This is a genomic window from Rhodococcus sp. D-46, from assembly GCF_011290655.1.
Taxonomy (GTDB): Bacteria; Actinomycetota; Actinomycetes; order Mycobacteriales; family Mycobacteriaceae; genus Rhodococcus_F; species Rhodococcus_F qingshengii.
Genome location: NZ_JAANTF010000001.1, coordinates 937124 through 964093, shown reverse-complemented (window position 1 = coordinate 964093; position 26970 = coordinate 937124). Strand labels below are relative to the sequence as shown.

Genomic DNA, 26970 nt, shown 5'->3' with positions numbered 1-26970 from the left:
TGTCGGAGATGGCGCTCACGGCGGAGCAGTTGGTGGTGATCGGTCGGGGTCGGTTGATTTCGGATTCGACGGTCGCGGAGTTCGTGGATCGTTCGTCGGAGTCGACGGTGCGCGTGCGCAGCCCACAATTGGACGCTCTCCATGCCGCATTGACTGCCCAGGGACTGACTGTCCGCGAGGAACATTCAGGATCGGAGCCGGTGTTGGTGGTCGTGGATTCGACCACCGATGTGATCGGTGGGTTGGCTGGTTCGCAGGGAATCGTGTTGCACGAGTTGGCTTCTGTTCAGGGATCGCTCGAGGATGCGTTCATGAAGTTGACCGGAGACGATGTCCAGTACCACGCATCCGGTATCGATCCGGGCGCCGGAGCCCACCACGCAAACACACAGCACGCTATGGGAGGTGCACTGTAATGGCTGTTCTCAGTGCGGAACGTATCAAGATCACCACGACCAAGTCGCCGCTGTGGTGCACGATCACAATCATCGTCCTAGGGTTGGGCGTCGCCTGGATGATCGGGCGTTCGTCGAGTTCGAGCATTCAGGCGTACAACGACGAAGCCGCATCAGGAACTCCTGATTTCGAGAAATTCCTCCCCACGTTCAACGACGCGGGGCTAGGAGTATCCGGATTCGGCGTCATGGTCCTGATGATCATGGCGGCGCTCGCGATCACCAGCGAGTACCGCTTCGGCATCATCCGTACCACCTTCCAGGCCATCCCGAGTCGGGCTTCGGTTCTGATCGCCAAAGCCTGCCTGATCGGGGCTTTCGGCGCGGTGCTGTCCTTCGTTCTCATGCTCGGCGCGGTATTCATCACCAAAGCTGCGGCAGGCTCTGAAGGTTCCACCAATCTGGCACTGGACAACGCCGACGCCTGGCGCGCCGTTTACGGCGTACCGATCTTCGCGTTCCTCTGCGTTGCCCTTGCCATCGCCGTCGGAGCACTCCTTCGTCAGTCCGCCGGCGCCATTGCACTACTGCTGCTGTGGCCACTGCTCATCGAGAGCCTGTTCGGCATGTTCGGATCCTTCGGCAGAAACGTCACACCGTTCCTCCCGTTCGCCAACGCCGACCACTTCCTCTCTTCGGGTTCGAGCACCAATTTCCATTGGGGCCCTTGGGGAAGCTTGTTCTACTTCGCAGCGTTTGTGCTGGTGATATTCGGAATCAGCATCGCCGTCGTCAACAAGCGCGACGCCTGACCGAGTCGCAAACCGACCAAGACCGAAACTGGCCGCACCGGAGCCCTTCCGGTGCGGCCAGTTTCGCGTTGACAGAACCCGCAGCGCTTGTCGATCACGCCAAGGAACAGGGCACGCGCGGGTTCGCGTCACTCTGCCCCGCGGACGCGGCACCTCGAAATAAGACCTGGTCGAGTTCTTGGCAGACTGACCTCACATGTCAGCGTTCCAGTTGCGCGGCAAGCTCTTTCATCCAATCGAGGAATGCCTGCGGGCCGTCGAACTGGACGCCGTCGACAGCAGCCACTTCCGGTGCGATGTCGTCGCCCTTGACCACCAACGCTTCTCCACCCGAGGCAAGGACAGCGGCAAAGGCCGGTAGGTCACCCCGGTCGTCGCCCGCGTACGCGACGACGTCGACCCCTGCGGCCGCGATCGCGCGAAGGAGGCCTGTCCCCTTGTCCTCCTCAACGGGTGGGCGCAATTCCTCGACCAACTTGCCGGGCTCACGCCGCAACCGGGTCCGGCTCGCGATTTCTGTCGTCGCTGCTTCCACCAGGCGCTGCGCGACCGCACGATCCGCGGCCCGACGCCAATGCACGGCCACCGCAAGGCCTTTGCTCTCGACATGGATGCCAGGAACTGCCGGAGAGTCGAACAAGCGTCGCAATTCGGCTTCTGCTTCGGCGACAGCATCACTGAACGCCGCGACGGCCGGAAGCACGTGGATTCCGTCGTCCGTCCAGGTCTCGACGCCGTAGGAACCCATGAGCACAACGGAATTCAAGCTGAGCCGCTCTCGCAAGAACGACACAGGCCGTCCCGAGAGCAAGCCGACAACACCGAGATGCTCGGCCAGGGTCGCAAGCACGTCTTCGGCGCCGGGCAGTAGCGCACTCGCCGACGGATCGTCGACGATGGGTGCAAGCACGCCGTCGAAATCCATCACCAGTCCACAGCGAGCTGGATCGGACGTGAGTCGGAGGATGACGTCCGAAGCGGTTCGCATGGTTCGAGTGTGCCAAATCGATCGCACTCGCAATACCAACACCGGAGCCGAATGTAATCTCTGCCACTTCGTCCAGGTTGTCCGGAACCGCTGAGTAGGTCGCGTCGTCTCCCTGTAAGGGCCCACAGTGGTCCGATACAGTTCTCACCACGCTTACCAACTGGGGGGTTATGATGAGCGAATTGACTGTCGCCACTGACGGCATCCGAAAGTACGGCTCGACGTCGACCGAAGCGGCAGGACGCATCGCGCAGGCCGCCGCCGTCGATCTGGGTGCAAACATCGCAGCAGTCGCACCGGCCGTGGGCCCCGTCGGGATCGAATTTCTCGAAGCATTCGCGCGCGCTCAGGCCACACACACCAAAGATGTTGCAGCACTCGCCACGTTCTACGCCGGCAACGCCGCGACGGCCGGTGCAGCCGCGCAGGCCTACGACACCACAGATCATGCAATCGCAACAGATCTGACCGCTGCGGCCGGATCGACGGGCGCGACCGCGTGAGCACCGAAGACGACTCGACGACCGTCATCGAATTCCTTCACGGTGGCGCTCCTGCCCCGGTACTGCCGAACAATGTGGTCGAATCGATGCTCGCCGGCATACCGGTACCGGCACTCCCCGGAATCGAAGATCTGTTCGCGCCCTTGATCGAACTCGGGAAGAGTCTCGGCACAGGCACTTTTGCGGGCATCGATCCCGTCGGCATCTTCGATCAGGCGTCCACTCTCATCGACCACGCCATGGGACTGTCCCGAAGCGCGGTCGCCGACGTGGGCCAGACCTGGAACAGCACCGGCAGTGACGCCGCGACCGAACTGTCGCGATCCGCCCAGAGCAGCGGCGCAGAATTGAGCGAACGCGGAACCGCGATATCGAAAACTGCTGCCGCCGCCGCGGAATCGGTGCAGCGAGGCAACGCGAATCTCGCGGCAATCGCGCAGTCCTTCGCCACCACGGTTGCAGCTGCCGCGCCCATCGCGTGGACACCACCAGGACAGGCGATGTTGCTTGCCTCGGCAGCTGAACACATGCAGGCAGCCGTCGCGGCGGTGACTCGGACGCGTGGGGAGATGCTCGGGCACACCGCAGCCATGAACGCCCTTGCCGGACCGATCCCCGTGCCGACCCCACCGACCAGTGAGGCACTCTCCAACCTGGTCACTGCGGAGGCAATCAACAACGCCGCCCGTCAGATCGCCCAACCTCTTTCTGCCTCAACCGATGCCGGTGATGCGCCGTACTCCACCCACCCGGACTCCACTCAGCCAGGCACAGAGGCTGTTCGAACTTCGGCTGCACGGGCCGGCGCCGGGCTTCCGACCGGCGTCGACAAGCTGTGGGGCGCAGGCAATCCGTCGACGTCACTCGCAGCCGGCGCGTCGCCGTCACCCAGTGCGACGGCAAGTTCAGGCGGAGCATGGGTGAGCGGAAGCGGTGGCACTACCGGCGGAATGGTGAGGGGTGCAGCGGGAGTTGCTGCAGTTCAACCGGTTCCGGTAACACCGCCCGGCCTGGGTGCACCATCGTCGGCAGTCGGCAGTAGCGGCATGTCGCCGGGCGGCATGCTGGGCGGTGGACCCCGCGGATCTCGGGACGACGAGTCGCCACGCACTACCCCGAGGTATCTCGTCACTGTCGGCGACGAGAATTCGATGGTCGACGATCTGCCGATGGTGTCGCCGCCCGTGCTCGGGGCTGACGATCCCGATCAGTACCTGTTCCGAGATCTCTGATCAAGACAAACCTCAGACGAAGCCCAACTCCCGCACCGCCGCACGCTCCTGCTCCAGTTCGCTGACGGACAGGTCGATCCGTTCGCGTGAGAAGTCGTCGATCGCGAGGTCGGGAACGATAGCGAACTCGCCATCGGCACAGGTCACCGGGAAGGAAGAGATCAATCCTTCGGGCACTCCGTAGGAACCGTCCGAACAGACGGCCATGGATACCCAGTCGTCCTCGGCGGTACCGATCACCCAGTCGCGGACGTGGTCGATCGACGCGCTGGCCGCACTCGCCGCAGAGGACGATCCCCGCGCAGCGATGATGGCGGTGCCTCGCACCTGCACAGTCGGGATGAAATCGTTCTCCACCCAGTCGCGGTCGTCGATCACCGCGAGTGCAGGCTCACCTGCGACAGTCGCGTGGGACAGGTCCGGGTACTGCGTCGCCGAATGGTTTCCCCAGACGGACACCTTGCGCACCGACGACGCACGAACCCCGGTCTTCTTCACGACCTGCGCGATCGCTCGGTTGTGGTCGAGACGTGTCAGCGCACTGAACCGAGTATCGGGTACATCCGGTGCATTGTTCATCGCGATCAGCGCGTTGGTGTTGGCCGGATTTCCCACGACCAGCACCTTGACGTCCGAGGCTGCGTTGTTGTTGATCGCCTTCCCGTGCGCTGTGAAAATCGCGCCGTTCGCACTCAGCAAGTCGGCACGCTCCATCCCCTTGCTCCGCGGACGTGCGCCGACCAGCATCCCGACGTTCGCGCCGGAGAAGGCGACATCGGGATCGTCGGTGATGTCGATGGAGCTCAGCAACGGAAATGCGCCGTCTTCGAGTTCCATCGCAACGCCTTCGGCAGCGGACACGGCGGCAGGAATCTCGAGCAGTCGAAGTTTGATCGGGACGTCAGCGCCGAGCATCTCCCCCGCAGCTATGCGGAAAAGCATTCCGTATGCGATCTGACCCGACGCTCCGGTTACCGTGACGGTTACGGGCGCAATACTCATTGCCGACTCCTCACCTGCCGTTTTCACGACTGTCCGTTCTACAACGCTGTAAGAACGGTTTCCACGCTAGTCGAGTAAACCGGCCACTTCGTGGTCTGTCAGTGTGGTCCTCGGCACTCGTCCCTCCGCCGTCACGAGTTCGACGGCGCGGTAGAGCGGACGCTCGGCGAGTCCGGCGCCGCGGGCTTCGGCACGCAACTGTTCGATCAGCACCGAGGACAACGCGGCAGCCGGTACCAACTCGCTGGCCGCCAGCGCGTCGGCGAGCTTGCGGAGTGCAAGGATTTCCAACTCGCGCCCACCCCCCGCGGTATACAACGCGAGCGGGATCCGCACGGTGGACCGTCCGTCGCCGAGCGTCAAGCTGACTTCGCTGATCCGGCCGGATCGCACCGTCAATGCCGCCGTGAGTACCTCGGCCACGTCGACGACGTTGGTTCGAAAACCAGCTTGCGCACGAACTCTGTTGCCGTACAACGTGATGTGCCGGCGCAGCGTCATCAGGATCGCAAGTGACGTCGGCACCGCGATGACGGCACCGACGATCACTCCAACGGTCGCCGTCGAGAACACACTGACGATCAACCCGACGACCACACCGAACACCACGACAACAACGGCGAATTTCTTCAGCCGCGGCGCGATCAACGCCACGGGAACCAGATCGAGCGAAACCGGTTCGGCCTCAGTGCTCAACGAGTTCCCCGAGCTTGTCGACAACCTGGTCGAGCGCCACTGTCTCCTGCTCACCTGTTGCCAACTGTTTGACAACGACAACGCCCTCTTCGAGTTCACGCTCGCCGAGAACCAAAGCGATCGCGGCACCCGAACGATCAGCTGCCTTCATCGAGCCCTTCACGCCACGGTTTCCGTACGCCAGGTCGACGCGAATCCCATTGGCACGCAACTGATGTGCGATCTTCACCAGTGCAGCTTTCGCCTCGGCACCCATCGGTACACAGAAGACGTCGACACGCGCCGGTGGCGCAACGGACTTGCCCTCGGCCTCGAGCGCGAGAACCGTGCGGTCGACGCCGATTCCGAACCCGATGCCCGAGAGCGGCTGTCCACCCAGCTGTTCCATCAGACCGTCGTAACGACCACCACCACCGATTCCGGACTGCGCACCCAGTCCGTCGTGCACGAATTCGAAGGTTGTCTTGGTGTAGTAGTCGAGGCCGCGGACCATGCGCGGGTTGACGACGTACGGAACGCCCAATGCGTCCAGGTGCGCTAGCACCTCGTCGAAGTGCGCCTTGCAGCTCTCGGACAGGTGATCGAGCATGAGCGGTGCGCCCGCAGTCATCTCACGAACATCCGGGCGCTTGTCGTCGAGCACGCGGAGCGGGTTGATCTCGGCCCGTCGACGCGTGTCCTCGTCGAGTGGGAGTGCAAAGAGAAACTCCTGCAGCAGTTCGCGATACTGCGGCCGGCAGGTGTCGTCACCGAGAGAGGTGATTTCGAGGCGGAAGCCGTCGAGCCCCAACGACCGGAATCCGGCGTCGGCGATCGCGATGACCTCAGCGTCGAGCGCGGGGTCGTCGATCCCGATGGCTTCGACGCCGACCTGCTGCAACTGGCGGTAGCGACCGGCCTGCGGGCGCTCGTAGCGGAAGAACGGGCCCGCGTAGCTGACCTTGACCGGCAACTGTCCACGATCGAGGCTGTGCTCGATGACCGCACGCATGACTCCGGCGGTTCCCTCGGGACGCAACGTCACCGAACGGTCACCGCGGTCGGCGAATGTGTACATCTCTTTGCTGACGACGTCGGTCGACTCACCGACACCGCGAGCGAACAGGCCGGTGTCCTCGAAGATCGGCAATTCGATGTGGCCGTATCCGGCCAACCTCGCGGCGCGCGTCAAACCGTCACGAACGGCGACGAATTCGGCTGACTGCGGCGGAACGTAGTCCGGAATGCCCTTGGGTGCAGAGAAGGTGCTGGCTTTACTCACGAGAGGTACTTTTCCTTATTCTTGTGCGCTGAGTCCAACGAGAAACGGATTCGAGCTTCGCTCGGCGCCGATCGAACTGTTTCCGCCATGCCCGGGCAGGACCACTGTCTCGTCACCGAGTACCAATAGCTTGCGGGCGATCGAAGCGAGCAACTGCTCGTGATTTCCGCCGGGCAGGTCGCTGCGCCCGATGGAACCCTGGAACAGAGTGTCACCGGTGAACGCCAAATCCACGGGCCCGCTCTCGGTGTTCGCCTGGGTGCGGAACACCACCGATCCCTGCGTGTGCCCGGGTGTGTGGTCCACGACGAACGTCATTCCGGCCTCGGTGATCTTGTCTCCGTCGGCCAGTTCGATCACCTCGTCCGGCTCCACGAACGTCATGCCTTGAATGAATTCCTTCATCGTCGGGCCGATCCCCCGTGCCGGATCGCTGAGCATGTAGCGATCCTCGGGATGGATGTACGCGGGTACGGAATACCGCTCACAGACCTCGCGGGCCGACCACACGTGATCGAGATGACCGTGCGTCAGGAGGACCGCCGTGACCGACATGTCCTTGGAGTCCAGATATTCGAAGAGCGGCTCAGCTGCATCCTGACCCGGATCTACGACTACGCACTCGCACGCGTCGTCCTGAGCGAGTATGTAGCAGTTGGTTTGGAACATCCCGGCCGGAAAACCAGTGACGAGCACGGGGGCAACTCCTCTTCGAAGGGTGGAAACAAACAACACGCTGTCGGTTACAGCCTAAGCTGCTGCCCCGCCAGTAAGTTCTCAGGTTGCAATGGGAGACTCTGACGACGAGTAGAGCCGCTTGCCGAAGCCGACCCCCAGGGTGTCGCTCGGCCGGCCGACCACGATCCACCCGCGATACGGAGGACTACAGCAGTGCCGAGTAACGAGCAACGCCGCGAGGCGGCGAAACGCAAGCTCGAGCGTCAGCTCGAACGTCGCGCAGAACGTGCCCGCAAGCGCAAGCAGATGACGATAGCCGGAACTGCGCTCGGCGTGGTCGTCGTAGTCGGCGTCGTCGGTGGACTCATCTGGCTGAGCAATCGCAGTGACGACGACGCGAACACCACCAACACTGCTGCCGACGACTCGAGCCTCACGCCACAGACCGCGGGTGCAATGCCGGCCGGTCTGTCGACGCCACTGGCCGACACGGTTTCCTGCTCGTATCCAGCCGACGGCGCTACCGCGTCCAAGGCCAACAACCCTCCTCGTACCGACGGGATTCCCACCACCGCGCCGGACGCGACGCCGAGCATCAGCGTCGAGACCTCGCAGGGAAACATCGGGCTCACACTCGACGGAACGAAGTCTCCGTGCACGGTCAACAGCTTCGTGAGCTTGGCGCAGCAGGACTACTTCAACGACACCACCTGCCACCGCATGACGACGAGCCCCTCGCTCCAGGTGCTGCAGTGCGGTGACCCGTCCGGCACCGGCACCGGCGGACCGGGCTACGGCTTCGACAACGAATTCCCCACCGCGGCGTATTCCACCACCGACCCGGCAGCGCAGGAGCCCGTCACCTACGCGCGCGGCACGGTTGCGATGGCCAACACCGGGGCACCCGGTAGCAACGGCAGCCAGTTCTTCCTCGTCTACGGCGACTCACAACTCCCCCCGCAGTACACGGTTTTCGGCACGATCGACGAAACCGGGCTCGCCACTTTGGACAAGGTCGCGGCCGGCGGATCGACGCCAGAGGGTGACGGCAAGCCGAATCTGACCACCGACATCAAGACAGTAAGGCTCGACTGATGCGACGTAAACCTGTGATGCGCTTTCCTGTAGTTATTGCCGCCGCAAGCGCCGCGGCGCTGCTTCTGGCTGGTTGTTCCAGTGATTCCGGTAGCTCGGACTCGCCGTCCAGCACCTCCAAGGCGAAGACGACAACGGCTGACATGCCGCCGCTCGACATGTCACAGTTCGACGCACTCCCGCCTGTCCCGACTCCGGCCTCGGCGACCGTCGACTGCTCGTACCCGAGCGCGGCGGGTGCAGCAAAAACCGTCAATCCGCCGAACTCCACGGGTGTGTCCACCGAGGGAACCGTCAACGTCGCGCTCACGACTACGGCCGGCCCGATCGGGATGGAACTGAACCGGGCGGAAGCCCCCTGCACGGTCAACAGCATCGTGAGCTTGACCGAGCAGAAGTACTTCGACGACACCCCGTGCCATCGACTCGTCACCACACCCGGTCTACAGATCCTGCAGTGCGGCGATCCCTCGGGCAAGGGCACGGGCGGACCGGGCTATGGCTTCGACAACGAGTACCCGACCACTGCCTACCCGGCTAACGATCCGGCACTCTCCTTGCCTGCCGTCTACCCCCGCGGCACGCTGGCAATGGCCAACTCGGGTAAACCGGGCAGCAACGGCAGTCAGTTCTTCCTCGTCTACGAGGATTCGGTCTTGCCGCCCAACTACACGGTCTTCGGAAAGATCGACGACGCCGGCCTGGCGACGATCGAGAAGATCGCGGCCGACGGCGACGACGGTGGCATGGGAGCAACCGGCGGCGGTGCACCCAACACCCCGATCACCATCGAGACTGCAGTAGTCGCCTGACCCCCTGTGCGCCTTTATTAACCGCCCGCGGTTAATAAAGGCGCACAGCAGTTTACGAAGCAGAGGTCACGCGGTAGACGTCGTAGACGCCTTCCACGTTACGAACCACGTTGAGAACATGACCCAAGTGCTTCGGGTCGCCCATCTCGAAGGTGAACTTGCTGATCGCCACTCGGTCACCTGAGGTGGTGACCGAGGCCGACAGGATGTTCACCTTCTCGTCTGCCAACGCCTTGGTGACGTCGGAAAGCAACCGATGACGATCGAGTGCCTCGATCTGGATCGCGACCAGGAACACCGATGTCGCTGACGGTGCCCATTCGACGTCGATGATTCGCTCCGACTGATCGTGGAGCGAGTTGGCGTTGGTGCAGTCGGTACGGTGCACGCTGACCGCGCCGCCACGCGTGACGAAGCCCAGAATCGAATCGCCCGGTACCGGCGTGCAACACTTCGCGAGTTTTGCCACCGTGCCGGGTGCTCCGGGAACCAGAATTCCGGAGTCACCCGTACTGCGGGTGCGCACCGGCATGGTCGACGGCGTCGAACGCTCGGCCAGTTCCTCCTCGACGGCGCCGACGCCGCCCAGATGAGCAACCAGTCGCTGCACGACGTGGTGCGCCGACACCTGACTCTCGCCTACGGCCGTGTACAACGCCGAGACGTCGGGATAGCGAAGTTCGTGCGCGATCGTGCTCATCGATTCGGCATTCATCAACCGCTGCAACGGAAGTCCCACGCGGCGGACTTCCTTCGCGATCTGATCCTTGCCGGACTCAAGCGCCTCTTCGCGGCGTTCCTTCGCGAACCACTGCCGGATCTTCGCCTTGGCACGCGGCGAGACGACAAACGTCTGCCAATCTCGGCTCGGCCCGGCGGTGGCAGCCTTCGACGTGAAGACCTCCACCACTTCGCCGTTTTCGAGAGTTCGTTCCAGCGCGACCAACCGACCGTTGACCCTGGCACCGATGCATCGGTGCCCGACCTCGGTGTGCACCGCATACGCGAAATCGACGGGAGTCGATCCGGCAGGCAACGTGATGACGTCGCCCTTCGGCGTGAAGACGAAGATCTCCTTGACCGCGAGGTCGTAACGCAACGATTCGAGGAACTCCCCCGGATCGGCCGCTTCACGTTGCCAGTCGAGTAGCTGACGCATCCACGCCATGTCGTCGACCTCGGCGATGTCGCCCGCGTGCTTGCCCTTGGTCTCCTTGTACCGCCAGTGCGCGGCGATACCGAACTCCGCGGTCCGGTGCATGTCCTGGGTCCGGATCTGGACCTCCAGGGGCTTGCCTTCCGGTCCCACGACGGTGGTGTGCAGCGACTGGTAGACGCCGTAGCGCGGCTGTGCGATGTAGTCCTTGAAGCGTCCGGCCATCGGCTGCCACAGCGAGTGGACAACACCGACCGCGGCGTAACAGTCACGCACCTCTTCGCACAGAATGCGCACGCCGACCAGATCGTGGATGTCGTCGAAATCGCGGCCCTTGACGATCATCTTCTGGTAGATCGACCAGTAGTGCTTGGGCCGGCCCTCGACGATGGCATTGATCCGCGAGGCGGACAGAGTCGAGTTGATCTCGGCGCGAACCTTGGCCAGATAAGTGTCTCGAGAGGGCGCGCGATCGGCGACCAGTCGAACGATCTCGTCGTACTTCTTCGGGTGCAGGATCGCGAACGAAAGGTCCTCGAGTTCCCACTTGACGGTCGCCATTCCGAGCCGATGCGCAAGTGGTGCAATGACTTCGAGAGTCTCACGCGCCTTACGTGCCTGCTTTTCGGGCGGCAGGAATCGCATCGTGCGCATGTTGTGCAGACGATCCGCAACCTTGATCACGAGCACGCGCGGGTCCCGCGCCATCGCGATGATCATCTTGCGGATGGTTTCGCCCTCGGCTGCGGTGCCCAGAACGACCTTGTCGAGTTTGGTGACTCCGTCGACGAGATGAGCGACCTCGTCACCGAAGTCCTTGGTCAACTCTTCGAGTGAGTAACCGGTGTCCTCGACGGTGTCGTGCAGAAGGGCTGCGACGAGGGTGGTGGTGTCCATACCCAACTCGGCCAGAATGCTTGCGACGGCCAACGGATGCGTGATGTACGGATCGCCGGACTTGCGCCGCTGGCTCGAATGTCTGTCCTCGGCGACGTCGTACGCACGCTGGAGCAGCGCGAGGTCGGCCTTCGGATACAGCTCACGGTGGAGGCTGACCAACGGCTCGAGCACCGGGCGGATGGTGGCGTTGCGCTGACCGGTGATGCGTCGAGCAAGCCGAGCGCGCACCCTACGGGAGGCGGAAGCGGGCACGGCCAGATTCTGCCCACCCCGATTGCCGGTAGTTTGCGCAGATCCCGAATCGTCGGGCACCGCGGACTTCGATGGTGTCGTCTCCGGAGCCGGAACTGCACCCGTCTCCTGCGACACTGCACCCGAGTTCTGTGATCGATCAAGATTCGACGTCATGTCGCCACCTCCTACCACCGAGTTGGTTGAGGCAACCGCCCTGCATCGGGTAATTGCCCTGGAGGTCTAACTCGACCCCCAGGAGACAACTTTAATACTCAGACCTTCACCAGTGATGTCAGTGGGTACTTCAAGAAGCGATCTCGACCGCGCAGTTCCTCGATCTCGAGCACCACTGCGACGCCGACGACGTTCGCTCCACCCAACTCGACCAACTGTACAGCCGCCTCGAGTGTCCCTCCGGTAGCCAGAACGTCGTCGATCACCAGAACATTCCGCCCGGTGAGATCGAAGCCGTTTGCGGGAATCTCGAGAGTCGAGGATCCGTACTCGAGGCTGTACGAACGAGAGAGCACCGGCGGCGGCAGTTTGCCGACCTTCCGCACGGCAACGACTCCCGCACCCATCTTCGCGGCCGCACCGGCACCGAGCAGGAATCCACGAGCATCGACGGCGGCGATCGTGTCGGCGTCCGGAGCACAGGAGACAAGGGCATCGAGCACGGCCCCGAACCCCTCGGCGTCGGCGAACACCGGAGTCAGATCGGCGAACCGAACACCGGGACCGGGAAAGTTGTCAGCCCAGCGGGTCAGCCGAACAACGGCGTCCCCGGCAGCCCGGTGGATTGCGATCAATTCTTCAGTCGTGTGCAAGGCAACACCATTCGAGACGCTCATCTGCGTAGTACCCATCTGTCCATGTTCCAGCCGGTAGCGGCCCGAGTCGGATTGACCAACACTGCCGACATGCCTGGAGCTACAGCGACAGTTCGTAGTTGATTGAACAGTGGAATCGTAGGCACCTGGGTCCACAGGATGTTCTCCGCCTCCACCGAGAGTCCCAATTGCGCACTCGTGCTCGCATCCACGTTCAACTGATCGATGATCTGATCGATCCTGGCATTTCCGTACGTACCGAGGTTTGCGCCGTTGCCCGATCGCAGCGCTCCACGCGCGTCGATCATGCTCGCTGTTCCGCCTGCGCCGACTTTGCCTGCCATACCGGAAAGCACGGCGTCGACTCCCCCAGTCTGCAGACTCGCAGGATCGAAGCTGTCGCTACTTGCGTCCTCGACCGTGATTCCCGCCGGAGCACACGCGGCTTTCGCTTCGGAGACGATCTGCGCCCGCACCGGGTCCGGTGCGAGGTACCCGACCCGGACGGTCAACTGGTCGAGGTCGGCTTCCGACAACGACGTCTTCGCAGCCTCGATGTCGGCATTGGCGTACCGATCACCGTCGACCGCAGCGGCGTCGCTGTAAACGAGTGAATCCGGCGCCATCAGTCGCGAATCGACCACGCCGGAACCCAAACCCGCCTGCGGCGCATTCTCCGTCTGCCCGAACTTCTCGAACAGAGTCGTACGCGGAACACAATGCGCGAACGCTCGACGGGCGGCTTCGTCGCCCAGCGAACCAGAGGTCGCGAGAACGAACTGCTCGATCGACCGCGACGGAATCTGTTGGACGTCGAACCCGGACGGAGTACCGAGTTCGCCAGCCGAGCCGGAAGCGACGTCGACTACCTCGATCGAGTTCTTGTCGAGATCCTCGGTCAGATTCACACCACGTGGCCAGACGACGATGCGATCGGTCGCAGGCTTGTTGCCCCACCACCGCTCGTTCGCGACCAGCACCAGGCCGTCGTCGGTACTGTACGAGTCGATTCGATACGGACCAGCGGAGGGCAGTACGGAGGTGTCCACCTGACCTGGAGTCAGGTTCCACCCGGTGTTCCAGAAGTCCGCGATCTTCGACAACGCTTCGGTGTCACCGGCATTCACCGCGCTCACCACGTCGCTGACACCCGTGCGCTGCGTCACGACGTGTGAAGGCATCAACGCAGTCGCACCGAACAACGACCGCCAATCGGTGAACGATCGCCCGGGTTTGAAGAACACCGTCGCGTCCTTCGCCCCGCTCTGGCAGTCGATCCGGTCGATGTCCGCGTATCCGAGATTGTTCGCCGTGTCGAACATGGGCTTCACGGCACCATCGACGTCTTCGGTGAACTTGCCACTCGACGCCGCCCAGGTGAGGACGAGATCGTCACAGGACATCGGAATCCCGTCGGAGTACACGGACGCCGGATTGAGCTTGTACGAGACCGTGAGCACGTCACCGGGCAACTCAGACGCCGTTCCGATGTCGGTGTCGGAGACAGGTGCTCCGGCCGGGCCGGTGAACGTGAAGCCGGGAAGCACCCGGCCGAACGCGGCCATCGCCCCGGACACCGATCCAGCTGTCGTGTTGGCGTTGTACGTGGAGATGGAGTTGTCGATGGCATATCCGATGGACGGAACCTGCTCGGCGCTTTCCGAGCAGGCCGCCAACGAACCCGCAGCCACAGCGGTGGCCGCAACGAACGTCATCGATCGAACCAGTGTGCGTGTTCTTGGGAGCATGTTCAGTGCCCCTTCTTGTTTCGCTTTCCGGTCGGCCGCGCACCCGGCTGCGGAGCAACCGGCGCACGGCGTGCAACTGGTGCGCCGACGGCAACCGTCTGCGTACCCTTCTCGGCCAGCGTAGCCCGGCGCGAGAGCACCTTACGAGTGTGCGCGGCAACGGGTCCCCAGCGTTCCTTCATCGACACCAGGAGCGGCGTCGCGAAGAAGATCGAGGAGTACGCACCCACGATGATGCCGACGAGCTGAACGAGCGCAAGGTCCTTGAGTGTGCCGACGCCGAGCATCCAGACCGCGACGACCATCAGAGCGATCACCGGGAGCACACTGATGATGGTCGTGTTGATCGATCGCATCAAGGTCTGATTCACCGCGAGGTTGGCCTGCTCGCCGTACGTCCGGCGCGTCAGATGCAGAACACCGCGGGTGTTCTCTTCGACCTTGTCGAACACCACCACGGTGTCGTACAGCGAGAAGCCGAGAATGGTGAGCAAACCGATCACCGTCGCGGGCGTCACCTCGAAACCGACGAGCGAGTAGACGCCGGCAGTGACGATGATGTCGAAGAACAACGCAACGATCGCAGCTACCGCCATGTCCCGCTCGAAGCGGATGGCGATGTAGATACTCACGATCACCAGGAACACAATCAGCGCGATCAGCGCCTTCTTGGTGATCTGGCCGCCCCAGGTTTCACTCACGTCCGCAAAACTGATGGCTTGCGCCGACGGGTTCCCGTTCTTGTCCTTGGGCTGGAACTCGTCGAAGAGAGCCGACTGAAGATCGTTGATCTGCGTCGCGTTCAACGTCTCCGACCGGATCTGCACGGTTGCGCTGGCACCCGAGCCGACTGTCTGCACGCTGACCGGTTCGAACCCGAGTGTGTCGGAGTAGACGGTTTCCACCGCCGACGTCTCGACTCCGCCCTCGGCCGGGAACTGAATGCGTGATCCGCCTTCGAAATCGATACCGAAGGTGAAGCCGCGCAGGATGATGCTCAGCAGCGCAATGGCGACCAGAGCGCCGGTCAGTCCGTAGTAGAAGCGACGCTTGCCGACGACCTCGAACGCACCCGTTCCGGTGTACAACCGCGAGAGCCAGCTGTGCTTGGGCATCGCGCCCTGATCGACGCCTGAGTCAGTGATCTCCGACCGGGCCGCCGCATCGGCGGACTCGGCGGCGGAACTGTTGGTGGACCCCACCGGGGAGTTGTTGGACTCGCTCATGCTCGTGTCTCCTTAGCCGACGCAGCGGCGGCAACCTTACGTTCGCGGGCAACCTCTTGCACTGCGCCGAGACCGTTGACGCTGGGCTTGGACCAGAACGCCGAACGGGACGCCATGCTGACCAGTGGCCACGTCACGAGGAACACGACAATCACGTCGAGAATGGTCGTCAGACCCAAGGTGAAGGCGAAGCCTCGCACCTGTCCGACCGCCAGCACGTACAGAACTGCAGCGGCGATGAAGCTCACCGCGTTGCCGGAAAGAATTGTTCGGCGTGCTCTTGCCCAACCGCGTGGCACCGCCGAGCGGAAGCTACGGCCCTCACGCATTTCGTCCTTGATGCGTTCGAAGAACACGACGAACGAGTCGGCGGTCATACCGATACCGATGATCAGACCAGCCATGCCGGCCAAGTCGAGCGTGAAGCCGATGTATCTGCCGAGCAGAACCATGATCGCGTAGACCATGACTCCGGAGAGAATCAGCGACAACGCCGTCAGGACGCCGAGCATGCGGTAGTAGACGAGGCAGTACAGCAGAACGAGAACGAGACCGACCGCGCCGGCGATCAATGCCGCCTGCAGTGAGGCCAGGCCGAGCGTGGCCGAGACCGTCTCGGCCTCAGAGGCTGCGAACGAGAGCGGAAGCGAACCGTACTTCAGTGTGTTGGCAAGTTCTTTGGCACTCTCGGCAGTGAAGCTGCCCGTGATCGAGGTGGCGCTACCCGCAGGCGTTGCACCTTGAATCGTGGGAGCGCTGACGACCTTCGAGTCGAGCGTGAACGCTGCCTGCTTGCCGATGTTGGCTGAAGTGAACTCGGCCCAGGTGTTGCTGCCGGTCGTCTTGAACGAGAGGCTGATCTCGTGGCGCGACTGCTGCGAGTTGAAGACCGAAGACGCGTCGGCAATCTCCTGGCCGTCGATGATCGAAGGACCGAGGAGATAGATGTTCAGTCCGTCTTGCGAGCACGCGACCAGCGGCAGGGTCGGGTCGTCGTTTCCACGGAGCGGATCCGCGACGGAGCAGTCGAGGTTCGCCACTGCTTGCTGCTGCACTGTCGGATCGCTGCTCTGCCGGAGGGCGCGCGCTGCGGCGATTTCCGCTGCTGCTGCGTCGCCTTCGTCGGTGCCGTCGCTCGGCGCGTCCCCGGTGGGGGCCGGAGTCGTTGTCTGCGGCGCGGGCGTTGCCTCGGGAGTAGTCGGGTCCTGAGCCAGGAACGGACGGTTCTGCGGCGTCTGCGTCCCGTCAGCGGGTGCTTCGGGGGCCGGTGCATCAGTGGCCGGAGTTTCGGCCGCCGGCGCCTCAGGCGTAGCTGTCCGATTCGCGTCACGGGTGGCGACGTCGATCGAACCCGTCACCGGGCGGATGTACAGACGAGCGGTCTGGCCGAGCGAGCGAGCCTGCGCACTGTCGTCGCCGGGAACGGTGATGACGAGGTTGTCACCGTCGACAACGACCTCGGAACCGGAAACGCCGAGACCGTTGACGCGGGTCTCGATGATTTCCTGAGCCTGCTTGAGACTGTCCTGACTGGGAGCGCTGCCGTCCGGGGTACGAGCGGTCAACGTGACGCGCGTTCCACCCTGCAGGTCGATGCCGAGCTTCGGCGTGGCCGACTTGTCTCCAGTGAAGAACACCAGGGCATACAGTGCCACTACCAGGACCCCGAAAAGGGCCAGGTAGCGGACCGGATGCACCGTTCCGGTGGAAGGTGCCACGATCTTTAAGTCTCCTCGGTAGGTGCAGAGCTTCAGTAAGTGCACGGCTCGGGTGGTCGACGACCACCCGAGCTGCGGCGTTCGAACTGCAACGATTGATCAACGGGGCGAACTGAGCTGCTGGTGTAAGAGCGGACAAACCGATCTGGACGTGTGTCCGAGTTCACAACTCTAGAACACGTACCAGTTCGACGAAGTCAGGACTCCTTGGTGAGCCGGATTTCGGTGTCGGCAGCAGACTCTTCGATCTCGGAAATCGAGTCGTCGTCGTACTCGTCGGTCTCGGTCGTCTCGACGACGCGCTCACGGATGACCAGACGCGACCAGGTGGTGATGACACCGTCCGCGATCTCGAGGTCCACGGTGTCGTCGTCCAGGGAAGCGATCGTGGCGTAGAGCCCGGCCGTGGTCTGCACCCGATCGCCGACCTGCAGCGAGTCCTGCATCTCGGAAGTCGCGGCCAAGGCCTTCTTCTGCTTGCGCATGCCCAGGAACATGGGCACCAGCAGTGCGAGGATCAAGAGGGGGAAAAGCAAACTCGACATGTGTTGATCAACCTCGGTTGTGTTGCACGTTTTACGCCGCGATGGTCCCGGATGGACCTACGCAATACACCAGTGTGCCATTAGTTGCTGAGGATTCCTGACAGATCGGCCGTTCAAGTAGGCCTTTCCAGTCGAAATTCACTCGCCGTTCGGATCGAACAACGTGGCCTGCGGTTCGTTGACACGAACCTCGATACCGCCCGCTGCGGCATCCGGCGGCGGTGTCATTCCGAGTTGAGTCCAAGCAGCGGCGGTAGCCACACGTCCTCGCGGCGTCCGGGCGATCATTCCGGCCCGGACCAGGAACGGCTCGCACACTTCTTCCACCGTCGACGGTTCCTCGCCGACGGCCACCGCAAGCGTCGACACGCCGACGGGCCCGCCGCCGAACGAACGCACCAAAGCACTCAGTACCGAACGGTCGAGACGGTCCAAGCCCAACTGGTCCACGTCGTAGACGGCCAAGGCCGCCTGAGCGACGTCCATGGTGACGATTCCGTCGGCGCGCACCTCGGCGAAGTCGCGAACCCGGCGCAGCAATCGGTTCGCGATACGCGGTGTCCCCCGCGAGCGTCGTGCGATTTCGGCACCGGCATCGACTTCGAGATCGACGCCCAGAATTCCGGCCGAACGCATCAGAATCTGTTGCAGCTCTTCGGGTTCGTAGAAATCCATGTGAGCGGTGAACCCGAAGCGGTCGCGTAACGGACCGGTCAGCGCACCCGACCGCGTAGTCGCACCGACCAGCGTGAACGGTGCAACCTCCAGAGGAATCGACGTGGCACCCGGCCCCTTACCGACGACGACGTCGACACGGAAGTCTTCCATCGCCAGGTACAACATCTCCTCGGCCGGACGAGCGATTCGGTGAATCTCGTCGATGAACAACACGTCGCCCTCGACGAGGTTGCTCAGCATCGCAGCCAGGTCTCCGGCGCGTTCGAGCGCCGGTCCGGACGTCAACCGCAGAGAAGAGCCCAACTCCCCCGCGATGATCATCGCCATCGACGTCTTGCCGAGCCCGGGGGGACCGGACATCAGGATGTGATCAGGCGTGCTGCCACGAAGTTTTGCTCCGGTGAGCACGAGCTGCAGTTGTTCGCGAACACGAGGTTGACCGATGAAGTCGTCGAGACTCTTGGGGCGCAGACTCGCTTCGACATCACCGTCTCCCGCCACCAATTCGGCAGAGACCTGCGACTCGTCGTCGAAATCGTCGATCGGGTCGAAGTTCATCGAGTCTTACCGAGCAGCGACAGAGCGGAACGCAGTGCGACCGACGTGGTGGCCTCGGGCGATTCCGCCAGAACCGAATCCGTGGCCTGCTCAGCCTGCTTGATCGGGAAGCCCAGACCTTCGAGAGCCTCGACGATCTGATCACGGATCGAGCTGCCGACGACGACGCCGGACGCCGCGCCGGCCGTCGTCGCGACGGCGTCGACCTTGTCACGCAGTTCGACAACCATGCGCTCGGCGCCGCGTTTTCCGATACCGGGCACCCTCGTCAACGCCGTCAGGTTGCCTTCCGAGAGCGCCCGCCGCAGCGCGTCCGGTTCGAGAACTGCGAGAGTTGCCATCGCCAGGCGCGGTCCGACTCCGGAAACCGTCTGCAGGAGGCTGAACAGGTCCTTCGACTCGGTATCGGAAAAACCGTACAGCGTCATCGAGTCTTCGCGAACGATCATCGTCGTGAACAGTCGCGCTTCGCTTCCCCGGTGCAGCGCACCGAGAGTCACCGGGGTGGCATTGACCCGATAGCCGACACCTGATGCTTCGATGACCGCGTGATCGAGCGCAATATCGAGTACCTCGCCGCGTACCGACGCGATCATCGTGAACCTGCCTTCTTCGTCTCGGCCAATTTTGCCTGATACTTACGCATTTGTTCAGCGGCCATCGCCTCGGCGCGGGCCATCCGCTCGATCATCGGTGCTCGCCAGCAGTGACAGATCGCCAGCGCCAGAGCGTCGGCAGCGTCAGCAGGTTTCGGCGCCGTCTTCAAATTCAGAATTCGCGTCACCATCGCAGTGACCTGCGCCTTGTCGGCGTTACCGCTGCCGGTGACGGCGGCCTTCACCTCGCTGGGCGTGTGGAAACACACCGGAATGCCGCGTCTGGCGGCAGCGAGCGCGACAACTCCGCCTGCTTGCGCCGTCCCCATCGCGGTACTGACGTTGTGCTGCGCGAACACGCGCTCGATCGCGACCACCTCCGGCTTGTACTGCTCGATCCACAGTTCAGCCGCATCGGAGATCCGCAGAAGCCGAGAACCGAGGTCCATCTCGGCCGGAGTCCGCACCACGTCGACCGCAATGGGGCGCACTTTCCTGCCGTTGCTCCCGTCGACCACTCCCAACCCGCAGCGAGTCAAGCCTGGGTCCACTCCGAGCACGCGCACTTGTCACACCTCTCCATACCGAACAGCTGTTCGATAGCTTAGCGGTGCGCGGGACTACTACCCCGCATCAACACGCAACCCGGCCCGGACGCGGACGTCAGGGCCGGGTTGAGTTGAAAAGCAATCAGTCTTCGAGAGCCGCGAGAACCTCGTCGGACAGATCGATGTTGGTGTAGACGTTCTGCACGTCGTCAGAATCTTCGAGCGCGTCGACGAGCTTGAAGATCTTGCGTGCGCCGTCGACATCCAAGGGAACCTCGACGGAAGCGCGGAAATCGGCTTCAGCAGAGTCGTAGTCGATGCCGGCTTCCTGAAGTGCCGAACGTACGGCAACCAGATCCTGTGGCTCACTGACGATTTCGAAGGTTTCACCGAGATCGGTGACTTCCTCGGCACCGGCGTCGAGCACAGCCATCAGGACGTCGTCCTCCGACTGGCCGTTCTTCTCGAGCGTGACGACACCCTTGCGAGCAAACAGGTAGGAGACGGAACCCGGGTCAGCGAGGTTGCCACCGTTACGGGTCATCGCGGTGCGAACTTCACCGGCTGCGCGGTTGCGGTTGTCGGTGAGGCACTCGATCAGAACGGCGACGCCGTTGGGTCCGTAGCCCTCGTACATGATGGTCTGCCAGTCTGCGCCGCCCGCTTCTTCACCGGCGCCGCGCTTGCGCGCACGCTCGATGTTGTCATTGGGAACAGACGTCTTCTTCGCCTTCTGGATGGCGTCGTACAAGGTGGGGTTGCCCGTGGGATCGCCACCGCCGGTTCGTGCCGCCACCTCGATGTTCTTGATCAGCTTCGCGAAGGATTTGCCACGACGTGCGTCGATCACAGCCTTCTTGTGCTTGGTGGTGGCCCATTTTGAGTGGCCGCTCATGCGATTCAAGCCCCTTTCCTGCTGCGTTGCGCACGCCGAATGCGCGTCTTTCAGCTCTGCCGATGTTACCCGTCCCACGTCACAACTCGCTGCATCCCCCGACACGAATTAGTCAAACCTCGCATTGTTTGCATAGAATGCAAACATGTTGGTCCGAATAGATCACGCCTCCACAACTCCACTCGCGGAGCAGATTGCAGCCGGGGTTCGTGGCTCGGTCATCCGCGGTGAGATCGGTCCAGGTGACCGCCTGCCGTCCGCTCGCGCCCTTGCCGAGTCGATCGACGTCAATCTCCACACGGTTCTTCGTGCGTACGCAACACTGCGCGACGAAGGCCTGCTCGACCTCCGACGCGGACGTGGCGCCGTCATTCGCGCCGAATTCGACTCGGGAAGAACAGCTCTCAACGAATCTGCGCGCGAGTTCGTACGGCAAGCCCGAAATCTCGGACTCGACACCGCGCACATGCTCGACCTCATCAAGGAGACCAGCACACAATGACGACCAGCAAGATCCGACTCTGGACAGCAGCTTCGCTGACTCTGATCCCGACCCTGATCCTGGTTCTCGCACGCTTCGCGTGGGGTGACCGCCTACCCGAGACCGTCGCGAGCCATTGGTCCGGATCGACCCCGGACGGCTTCAGCACCACGACGACGTTTTTCGCCATCGCGCTGGTGATTTCTCTGGTGGCTGTCGTTTGCGCCTGTGTCGTCGCGGCCCGTTCGAGCGACAACGCGCCCTTGTTTCTCGCCGTAACCTCGATCTCGAGTGCGACACTGGCGACGATCTGGATTCTGAGCGTCGCCCTGACGATCGACGCCGGGTCGCCGGAAGCCGCGCGTATCGGCTGGTGGATTCTTGCGCCGATCGCGGCGGTACTCGTAGGAGTTCTGGCATACGCGCTGCCTGACCAGCAACGAAGCGGCCCGGAGTCGCCACTGCCGACCCCGACGCTCGACACTCCGCTGACGGCCTCCGAACGTGCAGTGTGGGTCGGGCAGGTCCGCAGCGTCTGGCCGTGGATCGCTACCGCCGGCCTCGTAGTTCTCGTGATCGCGACTGCCGCGTACTCGGATTGGTGGGTTGCCGTGATCCTGGGTGTGTCCACCCTCGCCGTCACAGCATTCGCGTCGGTCACCGTGCGCGTCGACCGTCACGGTGTCGGCATCAGTTCCTGGGGCGTTCGATGGAAGAAGATCCCCATCTCGAAGGTGAAGTCCGCATCGGTCGACGCGATACGTCCAGCCGAATGGGGCGGATGGGGTTACCGAATGACACCGCGCGGAACAGCCGTCACTCTCCGCTCGGGTGAGGCCATCGTGGTCACTCTCGAGAGCGGACGACTGTTCGCCGTAACCGTCGATCACCCGGAAGACGGTGTGAAGCTGATCAATTCGTTGGTTCAGGCTGGTTGATTCACGAACAACGTCAATTCACGAACAACACGGCAGCGGCATTGCCGGCGAGGTAGAAACCGGCAATGCCGAATACCCAACCCATTGCGCTGTCGCCGTAGCGAGACATCAGCGAGTCCACTCGGCGCAGCGGCTTGTCGAGGCGGTTGCCGGCCACGACCCGCCCGCACAACAGAAGCACTGCGGGCATGGCCATGATCAGGCAGTATCCGGCAAGTATCGACGCAGACGCGACTGCGGGCAGCCCAGCAGCGGTGATCATCGCGATCGCCGCCAAGTAGGGCAACATCGTCACCAATTCGGCGGTTCCGGCAGCAATCGCCAGAAGTACAACACTTCTCGCGGAACTGGCCGAGCCGAGCACCCGCTCTCGCCAAACATGGGTTCGATCGGCCTGACCGGATGTGCGTCTCTTCTCGGAATCGAATCGAAAGCTCCACGCGAACAACGCGATACCGAGAATCAACTGCGCAACGCGGGCGGCGGGGGTGTCGAGTAGCGGGGCGACGACTGGCATGCCTACCCGTGCCGTCGTCCAGACGACCACCCCGACAACAAAATAGAACGTCGTGATGACCACCAGATATGTCAGCAGCCTGCGAACCTGCGGTCGTCCCGGCATCAACAACATCCAGACCGGGACGACCAATGTTCCGATGCTCGTACTGTCCAGCAGGGCGAGCCCGCCCAGCGTGGTGAGCAGGACGAGTTCCACGTCAGTCGTTTCGGCGCTCGGGTATCGCTGTCTCCCTCGTTCGGACTGCATTCACGATGTCGAAGGCACCGATGATCGCGAGGATCACGCCGAGTGGTCCGCCGCGAAACCAGAAGAACTCGGCGTCACGCGCGAACAGCCACAGACAGCCGCCACCGACGACCAAGAGAATGCCGATCATCAACTCGAAGCGAATTTTCATACGTCGAGCCTGTCTTCTCTATCGAATCTGCACATCAGCCATCGGAACAACGCCGACCTCATCATTTGGTATGACAAGTCAGGCGCCCCGATGTGCTCTGATAAGTCTGTGGTGACCAGAAGTCGGAGTGTCGGCAAGTGGAACGATCCGCTCATCGCCTTCGGCCTGTTCGCGATCGGGGTACTCCTCTACCTGGTCGGCCTGTACCAAATGTGGACCGATGTCGGAGGTGTCGCCGACGTTCCCGCCGGGGTTCGGATCGGGATGCTGGCTCTGCTGTGTGCGATCGACTCGTTCCGGCGGGTGCGTCCGGCAACAGCTTTGGCGGCGGGGGCCGTCATCGTCGCGGTCGACGCTGCCCTGGGACCCACTCTGCCGATGTGGCTGGTCCTCTCGGATCTCACCTACGCCGCAGTTCTGTACGGGACGGCGCGGCTGGGCCGAGTGGTGTGTTCTCTGACCGCGGTGACGGTTGCCGCGCTCACCGCACTCGTCTACCTGTCCACCCAGGACGTCCGCGCTGCGGCTGGGGCAGGCGTGGTGACCGCTCTGTTCTTCGGTACACCGGTGTGGTGGGCACTGGTCATCCGTCGACAAGTCGAACTGACCGAGGCCGAACGCGAGCGTTCCAGAGTCCACGAAGCACTCGCCACTCTGGACCGCGAGGCCGCAGTCGCTCACGAACGAGCAACCATGGCGCGCGATCTGCACGACGTCATCGCAAGCCACCTCTCCGCCATCGCAATCCATTCGGAGGCGGCACTGTCCACCTCAGCTCTCTCCGGTGAACGGGGCCAACCAGACGACGGATTGAGGGAGATGATCGGAGCGATCAGATCGAGCAGTCTCGCGGGCCTTTCCGAGATGCGGTCGATGATCGAACTGCTCCACGCCGGGGACGACGAGACCCCGGACCCGCGTTCCTCTCCCCCGCGGCTGACCGAGTTGCCCGTCGTCCTGGACGCAGTTCGGGCAGCCGGCGCCGCCGTGCACGTTGCGATCGACATCGATACTGCCGACCTGCCGAGCGTGGTCGATCACACGGCGTACCGGATCACCCAGGAGGCGTTGACCAATGCGCTCAAGCATGCGCCTGGTGCACCGATCTCGATGTCGATCTCTCTCCAGCACAATGCATTACAGATCGAGATCCGAAACCCCATCGGTCGCGACACATCCAGTTTTCGGGCGGGAACGCACGGACTTGCAAACATGCGTCACCGCGCCGAACTGCTGGGCGGTTCACTCGACGCACTTCCGGTCGACGGAGAATGGACGGTATGCGCACAGATACCGGTCCCCGCGCCGAACGGAACGGATCGGTGATCACCGTCGCCCTGGTCGACGACCACGCCGCGATCCGGTCCGGACTCGCGATGATCCTGCGGCAGCACGACGACATCGATGTCGTCGCAGAAGCCGGTGACGGAGCGTCGGCGATCACCGTCACCCGCACGCATCAACCCGACGTCGTACTCATGGACGTCCGGATGCCAGGCACCGACGGCATCGAAGCGACGCGTCAGATCATCGGGACGACCCGCAGCCGGGTTCTGGTGTTGACCACCTTCGACCTCGACGAATACGTCTTCGCGGCCCTGCGCGCCGGTGCTTCGGGATTCCTGCTCAAGACTGCGACAGCGGACGAGCTGACCAGCGCTATCCGCAACGTCGCGGCCGGAGATGCAGTGCTCGCTCCGCGCGCGGCGCGTGTCCTGATCGGCGAGTTCGTGCAGCGCGCACCCAAACCCACCGAACCGCTGGGATTGAACGAGCTCACCGACCGTGAACGCGAGGTCCTCGCGCTGTTGGGGACGGGTATGTCCAACGCCGAACTGTCGCGTGAACTCGGAGTCGGTGCTCCGACGGTGAAGTCGCACGTGTCGCGAGTTCTGTCGAAGTTGCACCTCACCTCACGCGTCCAGGCGGCGATCCTTGCCCGCGAACTGGAGCTGTAGGTTCGGCCGAGGCTGACTACTCCAGTTATCCGCGAACCAGATCGACGAACATCTCGTGCACTCGACGGTCCCCGGTAACCTCGGGATGGAAAGAAGTGGCGATCACCGAGCCCTGCCGAACCGCGACGATCCGGCCCGCGGCCTCCCCCGCGGCGGCGGGAACCTGCGCAAGGACCTCAACGCCCGGCCCAACTCGCTCCACCCACGGCGCGCGGATGAAGACAGCGCGAATGGGATCACCGATGATGCCCTCGAACTCCAGGTCGGACTCGAAAGAATCGACCTGCCGACCGAAAGCGTTGCGGCGCACCGTCATGTCGATGGCGCCGAGATGCTCGGCGTCCGGCCGGGTGTCTAGTACCTCGCTGGCGAGCAGAATCATGCCCGCACACGATCCGTAAGCCGGCAGCCCGCCGCGGAGTCGCTCACGAAGCGGTTCCAGCAGCTCGAATACCTGCAGAAGCCGGCTCATTGTGGTGGATTCGCCACCGGGGATCACGATGCCGTCGACCTTGTCGAGTTCCTCCGGGCGCCGGATACCCACCGCATCCGCTCCCGAATCATCGAGTGCGGCAAGGTGTTCGCGAACATCACCTTGGAGGGCGAGTACACCGATCAACGGACGCGTCATCACACAGTTCCTGTCTTGTTCTCACGGCTGTTCTTGCTCTCATGGCTGTCGGGTTCGCGTTCGAGACGCGTCAAACCCTCCTGAACCACCGCTGCCACCATGTTGCCATCGCGATCGTAGATACGCCCCTGAGTGAGCGCGCGACCAAAACCTGCCGACGGCGACGTCTGGTCGTAGAGCAACCACTCGTCGGCCCGGAACGGACGCAGGAACCACATCGCGTGATCGAGCGAAGCAGTCTGCGTCTTCACGCCGCGGTGCGGGACTTTGGAAGTTCCGAGCAGGGTCATGTCACTGAGGTACGCGAGGGTGCAGATGTGCAGCAGCGGACGATCCGGCAGAGCCTCGCGGTAGCGCATCCACACGCGTTGTTGCGCGGCGAGATCCGGCGCTGACGCGCTCTGCTCAGCGGGCACAATTCTGATGTCCCAGTTCTTCCACTCCTGATAGAACTGCGATTCAGCCAACTTCGGAACGGTCTGCGCATCCGGCAAGTCCTCCGGCGCCGGAACGGAGGGCATCCGGTCCTGGTGCTCGATACCTTCGTCGTCGACGTGGAACGAGGCCGACATCGTGAAGATCGTCTTGCCGTCCTGAACTGCATTCACCCGGCGGGTGCAGAACGAGCGCCCGTCGCGGATGCGGTCCACCAGGTAGACCGTCGGAATCTTCGGATTGCCCGGGCGCAGGAAATATCCGTGCAACGAGTGCACGTGGTAGCTCTCGTCAACGGTGCTCACGGCAGAAACCAACGACTGCCCGGCAACCTGCCCGCCGAACGTCCGTTGAAGTGCGGTGGGATGGACCGCACCACGGAAGATGTCCTTCTCCAGGTGTTCGAGCGCGAGGATCCCCTCGATACCAACCATGAGTCCTCCGAAAACATAGACCGCCGCACTGGGCGCGATGACGGTTCACAATATCGCCTCGGCGAGCGGG

Annotated in this window: 28 protein-coding genes and 1 pseudogene; 10 read left to right on the top strand and 19 right to left on the bottom strand. The window is 63.1% G+C overall.

The features are described from left to right. Together G9U53_RS04645 and G9U53_RS04640 are read left to right on the top strand one after the other, a co-directional pair. Positions 1–416 (top strand): annotated as a pseudogene (locus G9U53_RS04645) (ABC transporter ATP-binding protein); the annotation flags it as partial. After that, positions 416–1207: an ABC transporter permease subunit gene (locus tag G9U53_RS04640; protein ID WP_007732982.1), complete on the top strand. Its 792-nt coding sequence runs from the start codon at positions 416–418 to the stop codon at positions 1205–1207. The pseudogene G9U53_RS04645 and the gene G9U53_RS04640, both read left to right, overlap by 1 nt. 199 nt (positions 1208–1406) lie before the next feature. Here G9U53_RS04640 and otsB read toward each other — a convergent pair whose 3' ends face one another. Continuing rightward, on the bottom strand, positions 1407–2195 hold the full coding sequence (gene otsB, locus G9U53_RS04635) for a trehalose-phosphatase (RefSeq protein ID WP_207623875.1): 789 nt from the start codon (positions 2193–2195) through the stop codon (positions 1407–1409). Positions 2196–2368: 173 nt separating this feature from the next. Between otsB and G9U53_RS04630 the strand changes: the two genes are divergently transcribed. Together G9U53_RS04630 and G9U53_RS04625 are read left to right on the top strand one after the other, a co-directional pair. Continuing rightward, positions 2369–2698 carry a type VII secretion target gene (locus tag G9U53_RS04630; RefSeq protein ID WP_037130770.1) on the top strand — a complete coding sequence of 110 codons (330 nt, stop codon included), beginning with the start codon at positions 2369–2371 and terminating at the stop codon, positions 2696–2698. Continuing rightward, positions 2695–3930, top strand: coding sequence for a hypothetical protein (locus tag G9U53_RS04625; RefSeq protein ID WP_347570800.1), 1236 nt, complete (start codon positions 2695–2697; stop codon positions 3928–3930). The genes G9U53_RS04630 and G9U53_RS04625 overlap by 4 nt, the downstream gene beginning before the upstream one ends. Positions 3931–3942: 12 nt before the next feature. Here the strand turns inward: G9U53_RS04625 and G9U53_RS04620 are convergent, their stop codons facing one another. From G9U53_RS04620 to G9U53_RS04605, 4 genes are all read right to left on the bottom strand, one after another. Beyond that, positions 3943–4932 (bottom strand): malate dehydrogenase, encoded by a 990-nt coding sequence (locus G9U53_RS04620; RefSeq protein WP_042452093.1) that lies wholly within the window; start codon positions 4930–4932, stop codon positions 3943–3945. Positions 4933–4998: 66 nt separating this feature from the next. Further along, complete coding sequence (locus G9U53_RS04615) at positions 4999–5628, bottom strand: hypothetical protein (RefSeq protein ID WP_007732974.1); 630 nt, start codon at positions 5626–5628, stop codon at positions 4999–5001. Next, complete coding sequence (gene hisS / locus G9U53_RS04610; RefSeq protein ID WP_007732972.1) at positions 5618–6889, bottom strand: histidine--tRNA ligase; 1272 nt, start codon at positions 6887–6889, stop codon at positions 5618–5620. The genes G9U53_RS04615 and hisS overlap by 11 nt, the downstream gene beginning before the upstream one ends. 15 nt (positions 6890–6904) lie before the next feature. Then, on the bottom strand, positions 6905–7585 hold the full coding sequence (locus tag G9U53_RS04605; RefSeq protein ID WP_007732970.1) for an MBL fold metallo-hydrolase: 681 nt from the start codon (positions 7583–7585) through the stop codon (positions 6905–6907). Positions 7586–7780: 195 nt separating this feature from the next. On the opposite strand from G9U53_RS04605, the gene G9U53_RS04600 reads away from it, so the two are divergent. Together G9U53_RS04600 and G9U53_RS04595 are read left to right on the top strand one after the other, a co-directional pair. Further along, positions 7781–8662 carry a peptidylprolyl isomerase gene (locus tag G9U53_RS04600; RefSeq protein ID WP_165638355.1) on the top strand — a complete coding sequence of 294 codons (882 nt, stop codon included), beginning with the start codon at positions 7781–7783 and terminating at the stop codon, positions 8660–8662. A gap of 17 nt (positions 8663–8679) precedes the next feature. Further along, on the top strand, positions 8680–9474 hold the full coding sequence (locus G9U53_RS04595) for a peptidylprolyl isomerase (protein ID WP_165638377.1): 795 nt from the start codon (positions 8680–8682) through the stop codon (positions 9472–9474). A gap of 52 nt (positions 9475–9526) precedes the next feature. Here the strand turns inward: G9U53_RS04595 and G9U53_RS04590 are convergent, their stop codons facing one another. From G9U53_RS04590 to G9U53_RS04545, 10 genes are all read right to left on the bottom strand, one after another. Continuing rightward, the gene (locus G9U53_RS04590; protein ID WP_003943344.1) at positions 9527–11938 is read right to left on the bottom strand and encodes a RelA/SpoT family protein; all 2412 of its coding nucleotides are present in this window, start codon (positions 11936–11938) and stop codon (positions 9527–9529) included. A 98-nt stretch (positions 11939–12036) separates the two neighbouring features. Then, complete coding sequence (locus G9U53_RS04585; RefSeq protein ID WP_209448728.1) at positions 12037–12570, bottom strand: adenine phosphoribosyltransferase; 534 nt, start codon at positions 12568–12570, stop codon at positions 12037–12039. 41 nt (positions 12571–12611) lie between these two features. Next, positions 12612–14342, bottom strand: coding sequence for an ABC transporter substrate-binding protein (locus G9U53_RS04580; protein WP_165638354.1), 1731 nt, complete (start codon positions 14340–14342; stop codon positions 12612–12614). Between the two features lie 2 nt (positions 14343–14344). Then, on the bottom strand, positions 14345–15568 hold the full coding sequence (gene secF / locus G9U53_RS04575) for a protein translocase subunit SecF (protein WP_165638353.1): 1224 nt from the start codon (positions 15566–15568) through the stop codon (positions 14345–14347). After that, on the bottom strand, positions 15565–17286 hold the full coding sequence (gene secD / locus G9U53_RS04570; protein WP_007732956.1) for a protein translocase subunit SecD: 1722 nt from the start codon (positions 17284–17286) through the stop codon (positions 15565–15567). Before secD ends, secF begins: the two co-directional genes overlap by 4 nt. 197 nt (positions 17287–17483) lie before the next feature. Next, a complete protein-coding gene (gene yajC, locus G9U53_RS04565; RefSeq protein ID WP_003943339.1) occupies positions 17484–17831 on the bottom strand; it encodes a preprotein translocase subunit YajC in 348 nt (115 codons plus the stop codon). Positions 17832–17969: 138 nt separating this feature from the next. Continuing rightward, positions 17970–19067: a Holliday junction branch migration DNA helicase RuvB gene (ruvB, locus tag G9U53_RS04560; RefSeq protein WP_003943304.1), complete on the bottom strand. Its 1098-nt coding sequence runs from the start codon at positions 19065–19067 to the stop codon at positions 17970–17972. Further along, positions 19064–19663, bottom strand: coding sequence for a Holliday junction branch migration protein RuvA (gene ruvA / locus G9U53_RS04555; protein WP_007732953.1), 600 nt, complete (start codon positions 19661–19663; stop codon positions 19064–19066). Before ruvA ends, ruvB begins: the two co-directional genes overlap by 4 nt. Beyond that, positions 19660–20229 carry a crossover junction endodeoxyribonuclease RuvC gene (gene ruvC / locus G9U53_RS04550; protein ID WP_003943325.1) on the bottom strand — a complete coding sequence of 190 codons (570 nt, stop codon included), beginning with the start codon at positions 20227–20229 and terminating at the stop codon, positions 19660–19662. Before ruvC ends, ruvA begins: the two co-directional genes overlap by 4 nt. A gap of 124 nt (positions 20230–20353) precedes the next feature. Further along, positions 20354–21106: a YebC/PmpR family DNA-binding transcriptional regulator gene (locus G9U53_RS04545; protein WP_007732951.1), complete on the bottom strand. Its 753-nt coding sequence runs from the start codon at positions 21104–21106 to the stop codon at positions 20354–20356. Between the two features lie 145 nt (positions 21107–21251). Between G9U53_RS04545 and G9U53_RS04540 the strand changes: the two genes are divergently transcribed. Next, complete coding sequence (locus G9U53_RS04540; protein WP_030536855.1) at positions 21252–21608, top strand: GntR family transcriptional regulator; 357 nt, start codon at positions 21252–21254, stop codon at positions 21606–21608. Next, positions 21605–22525, top strand: coding sequence for a hypothetical protein (locus G9U53_RS04535; RefSeq protein WP_042919898.1), 921 nt, complete (start codon positions 21605–21607; stop codon positions 22523–22525). The genes G9U53_RS04540 and G9U53_RS04535 overlap by 4 nt, the downstream gene beginning before the upstream one ends. A gap of 13 nt (positions 22526–22538) precedes the next feature. Here G9U53_RS04535 and G9U53_RS04530 read toward each other — a convergent pair whose 3' ends face one another. Beyond that, positions 22539–23240, bottom strand: coding sequence for a GAP family protein (locus tag G9U53_RS04530; RefSeq protein ID WP_081557824.1), 702 nt, complete (start codon positions 23238–23240; stop codon positions 22539–22541). Position 23241: 1 nt separating this feature from the next. After that, entirely contained in the window at positions 23242–23442 is a 201-nt protein-coding gene (locus G9U53_RS04525) for a hypothetical protein (RefSeq protein ID WP_003943331.1), read from the bottom strand. Between the two features lie 111 nt (positions 23443–23553). Between G9U53_RS04525 and G9U53_RS04520 the strand changes: the two genes are divergently transcribed. Together G9U53_RS04520 and G9U53_RS04515 are read left to right on the top strand one after the other, a co-directional pair. Next, positions 23554–24768: a histidine kinase gene (locus tag G9U53_RS04520; protein ID WP_230359835.1), complete on the top strand. Its 1215-nt coding sequence runs from the start codon at positions 23554–23556 to the stop codon at positions 24766–24768. Continuing rightward, positions 24723–25400 (top strand): response regulator transcription factor, encoded by a 678-nt coding sequence (locus tag G9U53_RS04515; RefSeq protein WP_165638352.1) that lies wholly within the window; start codon positions 24723–24725, stop codon positions 25398–25400. The genes G9U53_RS04520 and G9U53_RS04515 overlap by 46 nt, the downstream gene beginning before the upstream one ends. Positions 25401–25425: 25 nt before the next feature. Here the strand turns inward: G9U53_RS04515 and pdxT are convergent, their stop codons facing one another. After that, positions 25426–26031, bottom strand: coding sequence for a pyridoxal 5'-phosphate synthase glutaminase subunit PdxT (gene pdxT, locus G9U53_RS04510; protein WP_007732937.1), 606 nt, complete (start codon positions 26029–26031; stop codon positions 25426–25428). Continuing rightward, positions 26031–26900: an acyl-CoA thioesterase II gene (gene tesB, locus G9U53_RS04505; RefSeq protein ID WP_165638351.1), complete on the bottom strand. Its 870-nt coding sequence runs from the start codon at positions 26898–26900 to the stop codon at positions 26031–26033. The genes pdxT and tesB overlap by 1 nt, the downstream gene beginning before the upstream one ends. Between the last annotated feature and the right edge of the window lie 70 nt (positions 26901–26970).

Excerpts from the sequence above, each read along its gene's own strand:
- G9U53_RS04640 (WP_007732982.1), top strand. The coding sequence starts at position 416 with ATGGCTGTTCTCAGTGCGGAACGTATCAAGATCACCACGACCAAGTCG.
- otsB (WP_207623875.1), bottom strand. The coding sequence starts at position 2,195 with ATGCGAACCGCTTCGGACGTCATCCTCCGACTCACGTCCGATCCAGCT.
- G9U53_RS04630 (WP_037130770.1), top strand. The coding sequence starts at position 2,369 with ATGAGCGAATTGACTGTCGCCACTGACGGCATCCGAAAGTACGGCTCG.
- G9U53_RS04620 (WP_042452093.1), bottom strand. The coding sequence starts at position 4,932 with ATGAGTATTGCGCCCGTAACCGTCACGGTAACCGGAGCGTCGGGTCAG.
- G9U53_RS04595 (WP_165638377.1), top strand. The coding sequence starts at position 8,680 with ATGCGCTTTCCTGTAGTTATTGCCGCCGCAAGCGCCGCGGCGCTGCTT.
- G9U53_RS04590 (WP_003943344.1), bottom strand. The coding sequence starts at position 11,938 with ATGACGTCGAATCTTGATCGATCACAGAACTCGGGTGCAGTGTCGCAG.
- G9U53_RS04580 (WP_165638354.1), bottom strand. The coding sequence starts at position 14,342 with ATGCTCCCAAGAACACGCACACTGGTTCGATCGATGACGTTCGTTGCG.
- secF (WP_165638353.1), bottom strand. The coding sequence starts at position 15,568 with ATGAGCGAGTCCAACAACTCCCCGGTGGGGTCCACCAACAGTTCCGCC.
- yajC (WP_003943339.1), bottom strand. The coding sequence starts at position 17,831 with ATGTCGAGTTTGCTTTTCCCCCTCTTGATCCTCGCACTGCTGGTGCCC.
- ruvB (WP_003943304.1), bottom strand. The coding sequence starts at position 19,067 with ATGAACTTCGACCCGATCGACGATTTCGACGACGAGTCGCAGGTCTCT.
- ruvA (WP_007732953.1), bottom strand. The coding sequence starts at position 19,663 with ATGATCGCGTCGGTACGCGGCGAGGTACTCGATATTGCGCTCGATCAC.
- G9U53_RS04545 (WP_007732951.1), bottom strand. The coding sequence starts at position 21,106 with ATGAGCGGCCACTCAAAATGGGCCACCACCAAGCACAAGAAGGCTGTG.
- G9U53_RS04540 (WP_030536855.1), top strand. The coding sequence starts at position 21,252 with ATGTTGGTCCGAATAGATCACGCCTCCACAACTCCACTCGCGGAGCAG.
- G9U53_RS04535 (WP_042919898.1), top strand. The coding sequence starts at position 21,605 with ATGACGACCAGCAAGATCCGACTCTGGACAGCAGCTTCGCTGACTCTG.
- G9U53_RS04525 (WP_003943331.1), bottom strand. The coding sequence starts at position 23,442 with ATGAAAATTCGCTTCGAGTTGATGATCGGCATTCTCTTGGTCGTCGGT.
- G9U53_RS04515 (WP_165638352.1), top strand. The coding sequence starts at position 24,723 with ATGCGCACAGATACCGGTCCCCGCGCCGAACGGAACGGATCGGTGATC.
- pdxT (WP_007732937.1), bottom strand. The coding sequence starts at position 26,031 with ATGACGCGTCCGTTGATCGGTGTACTCGCCCTCCAAGGTGATGTTCGC.
- tesB (WP_165638351.1), bottom strand. The coding sequence starts at position 26,900 with ATGGTTGGTATCGAGGGGATCCTCGCGCTCGAACACCTGGAGAAGGAC.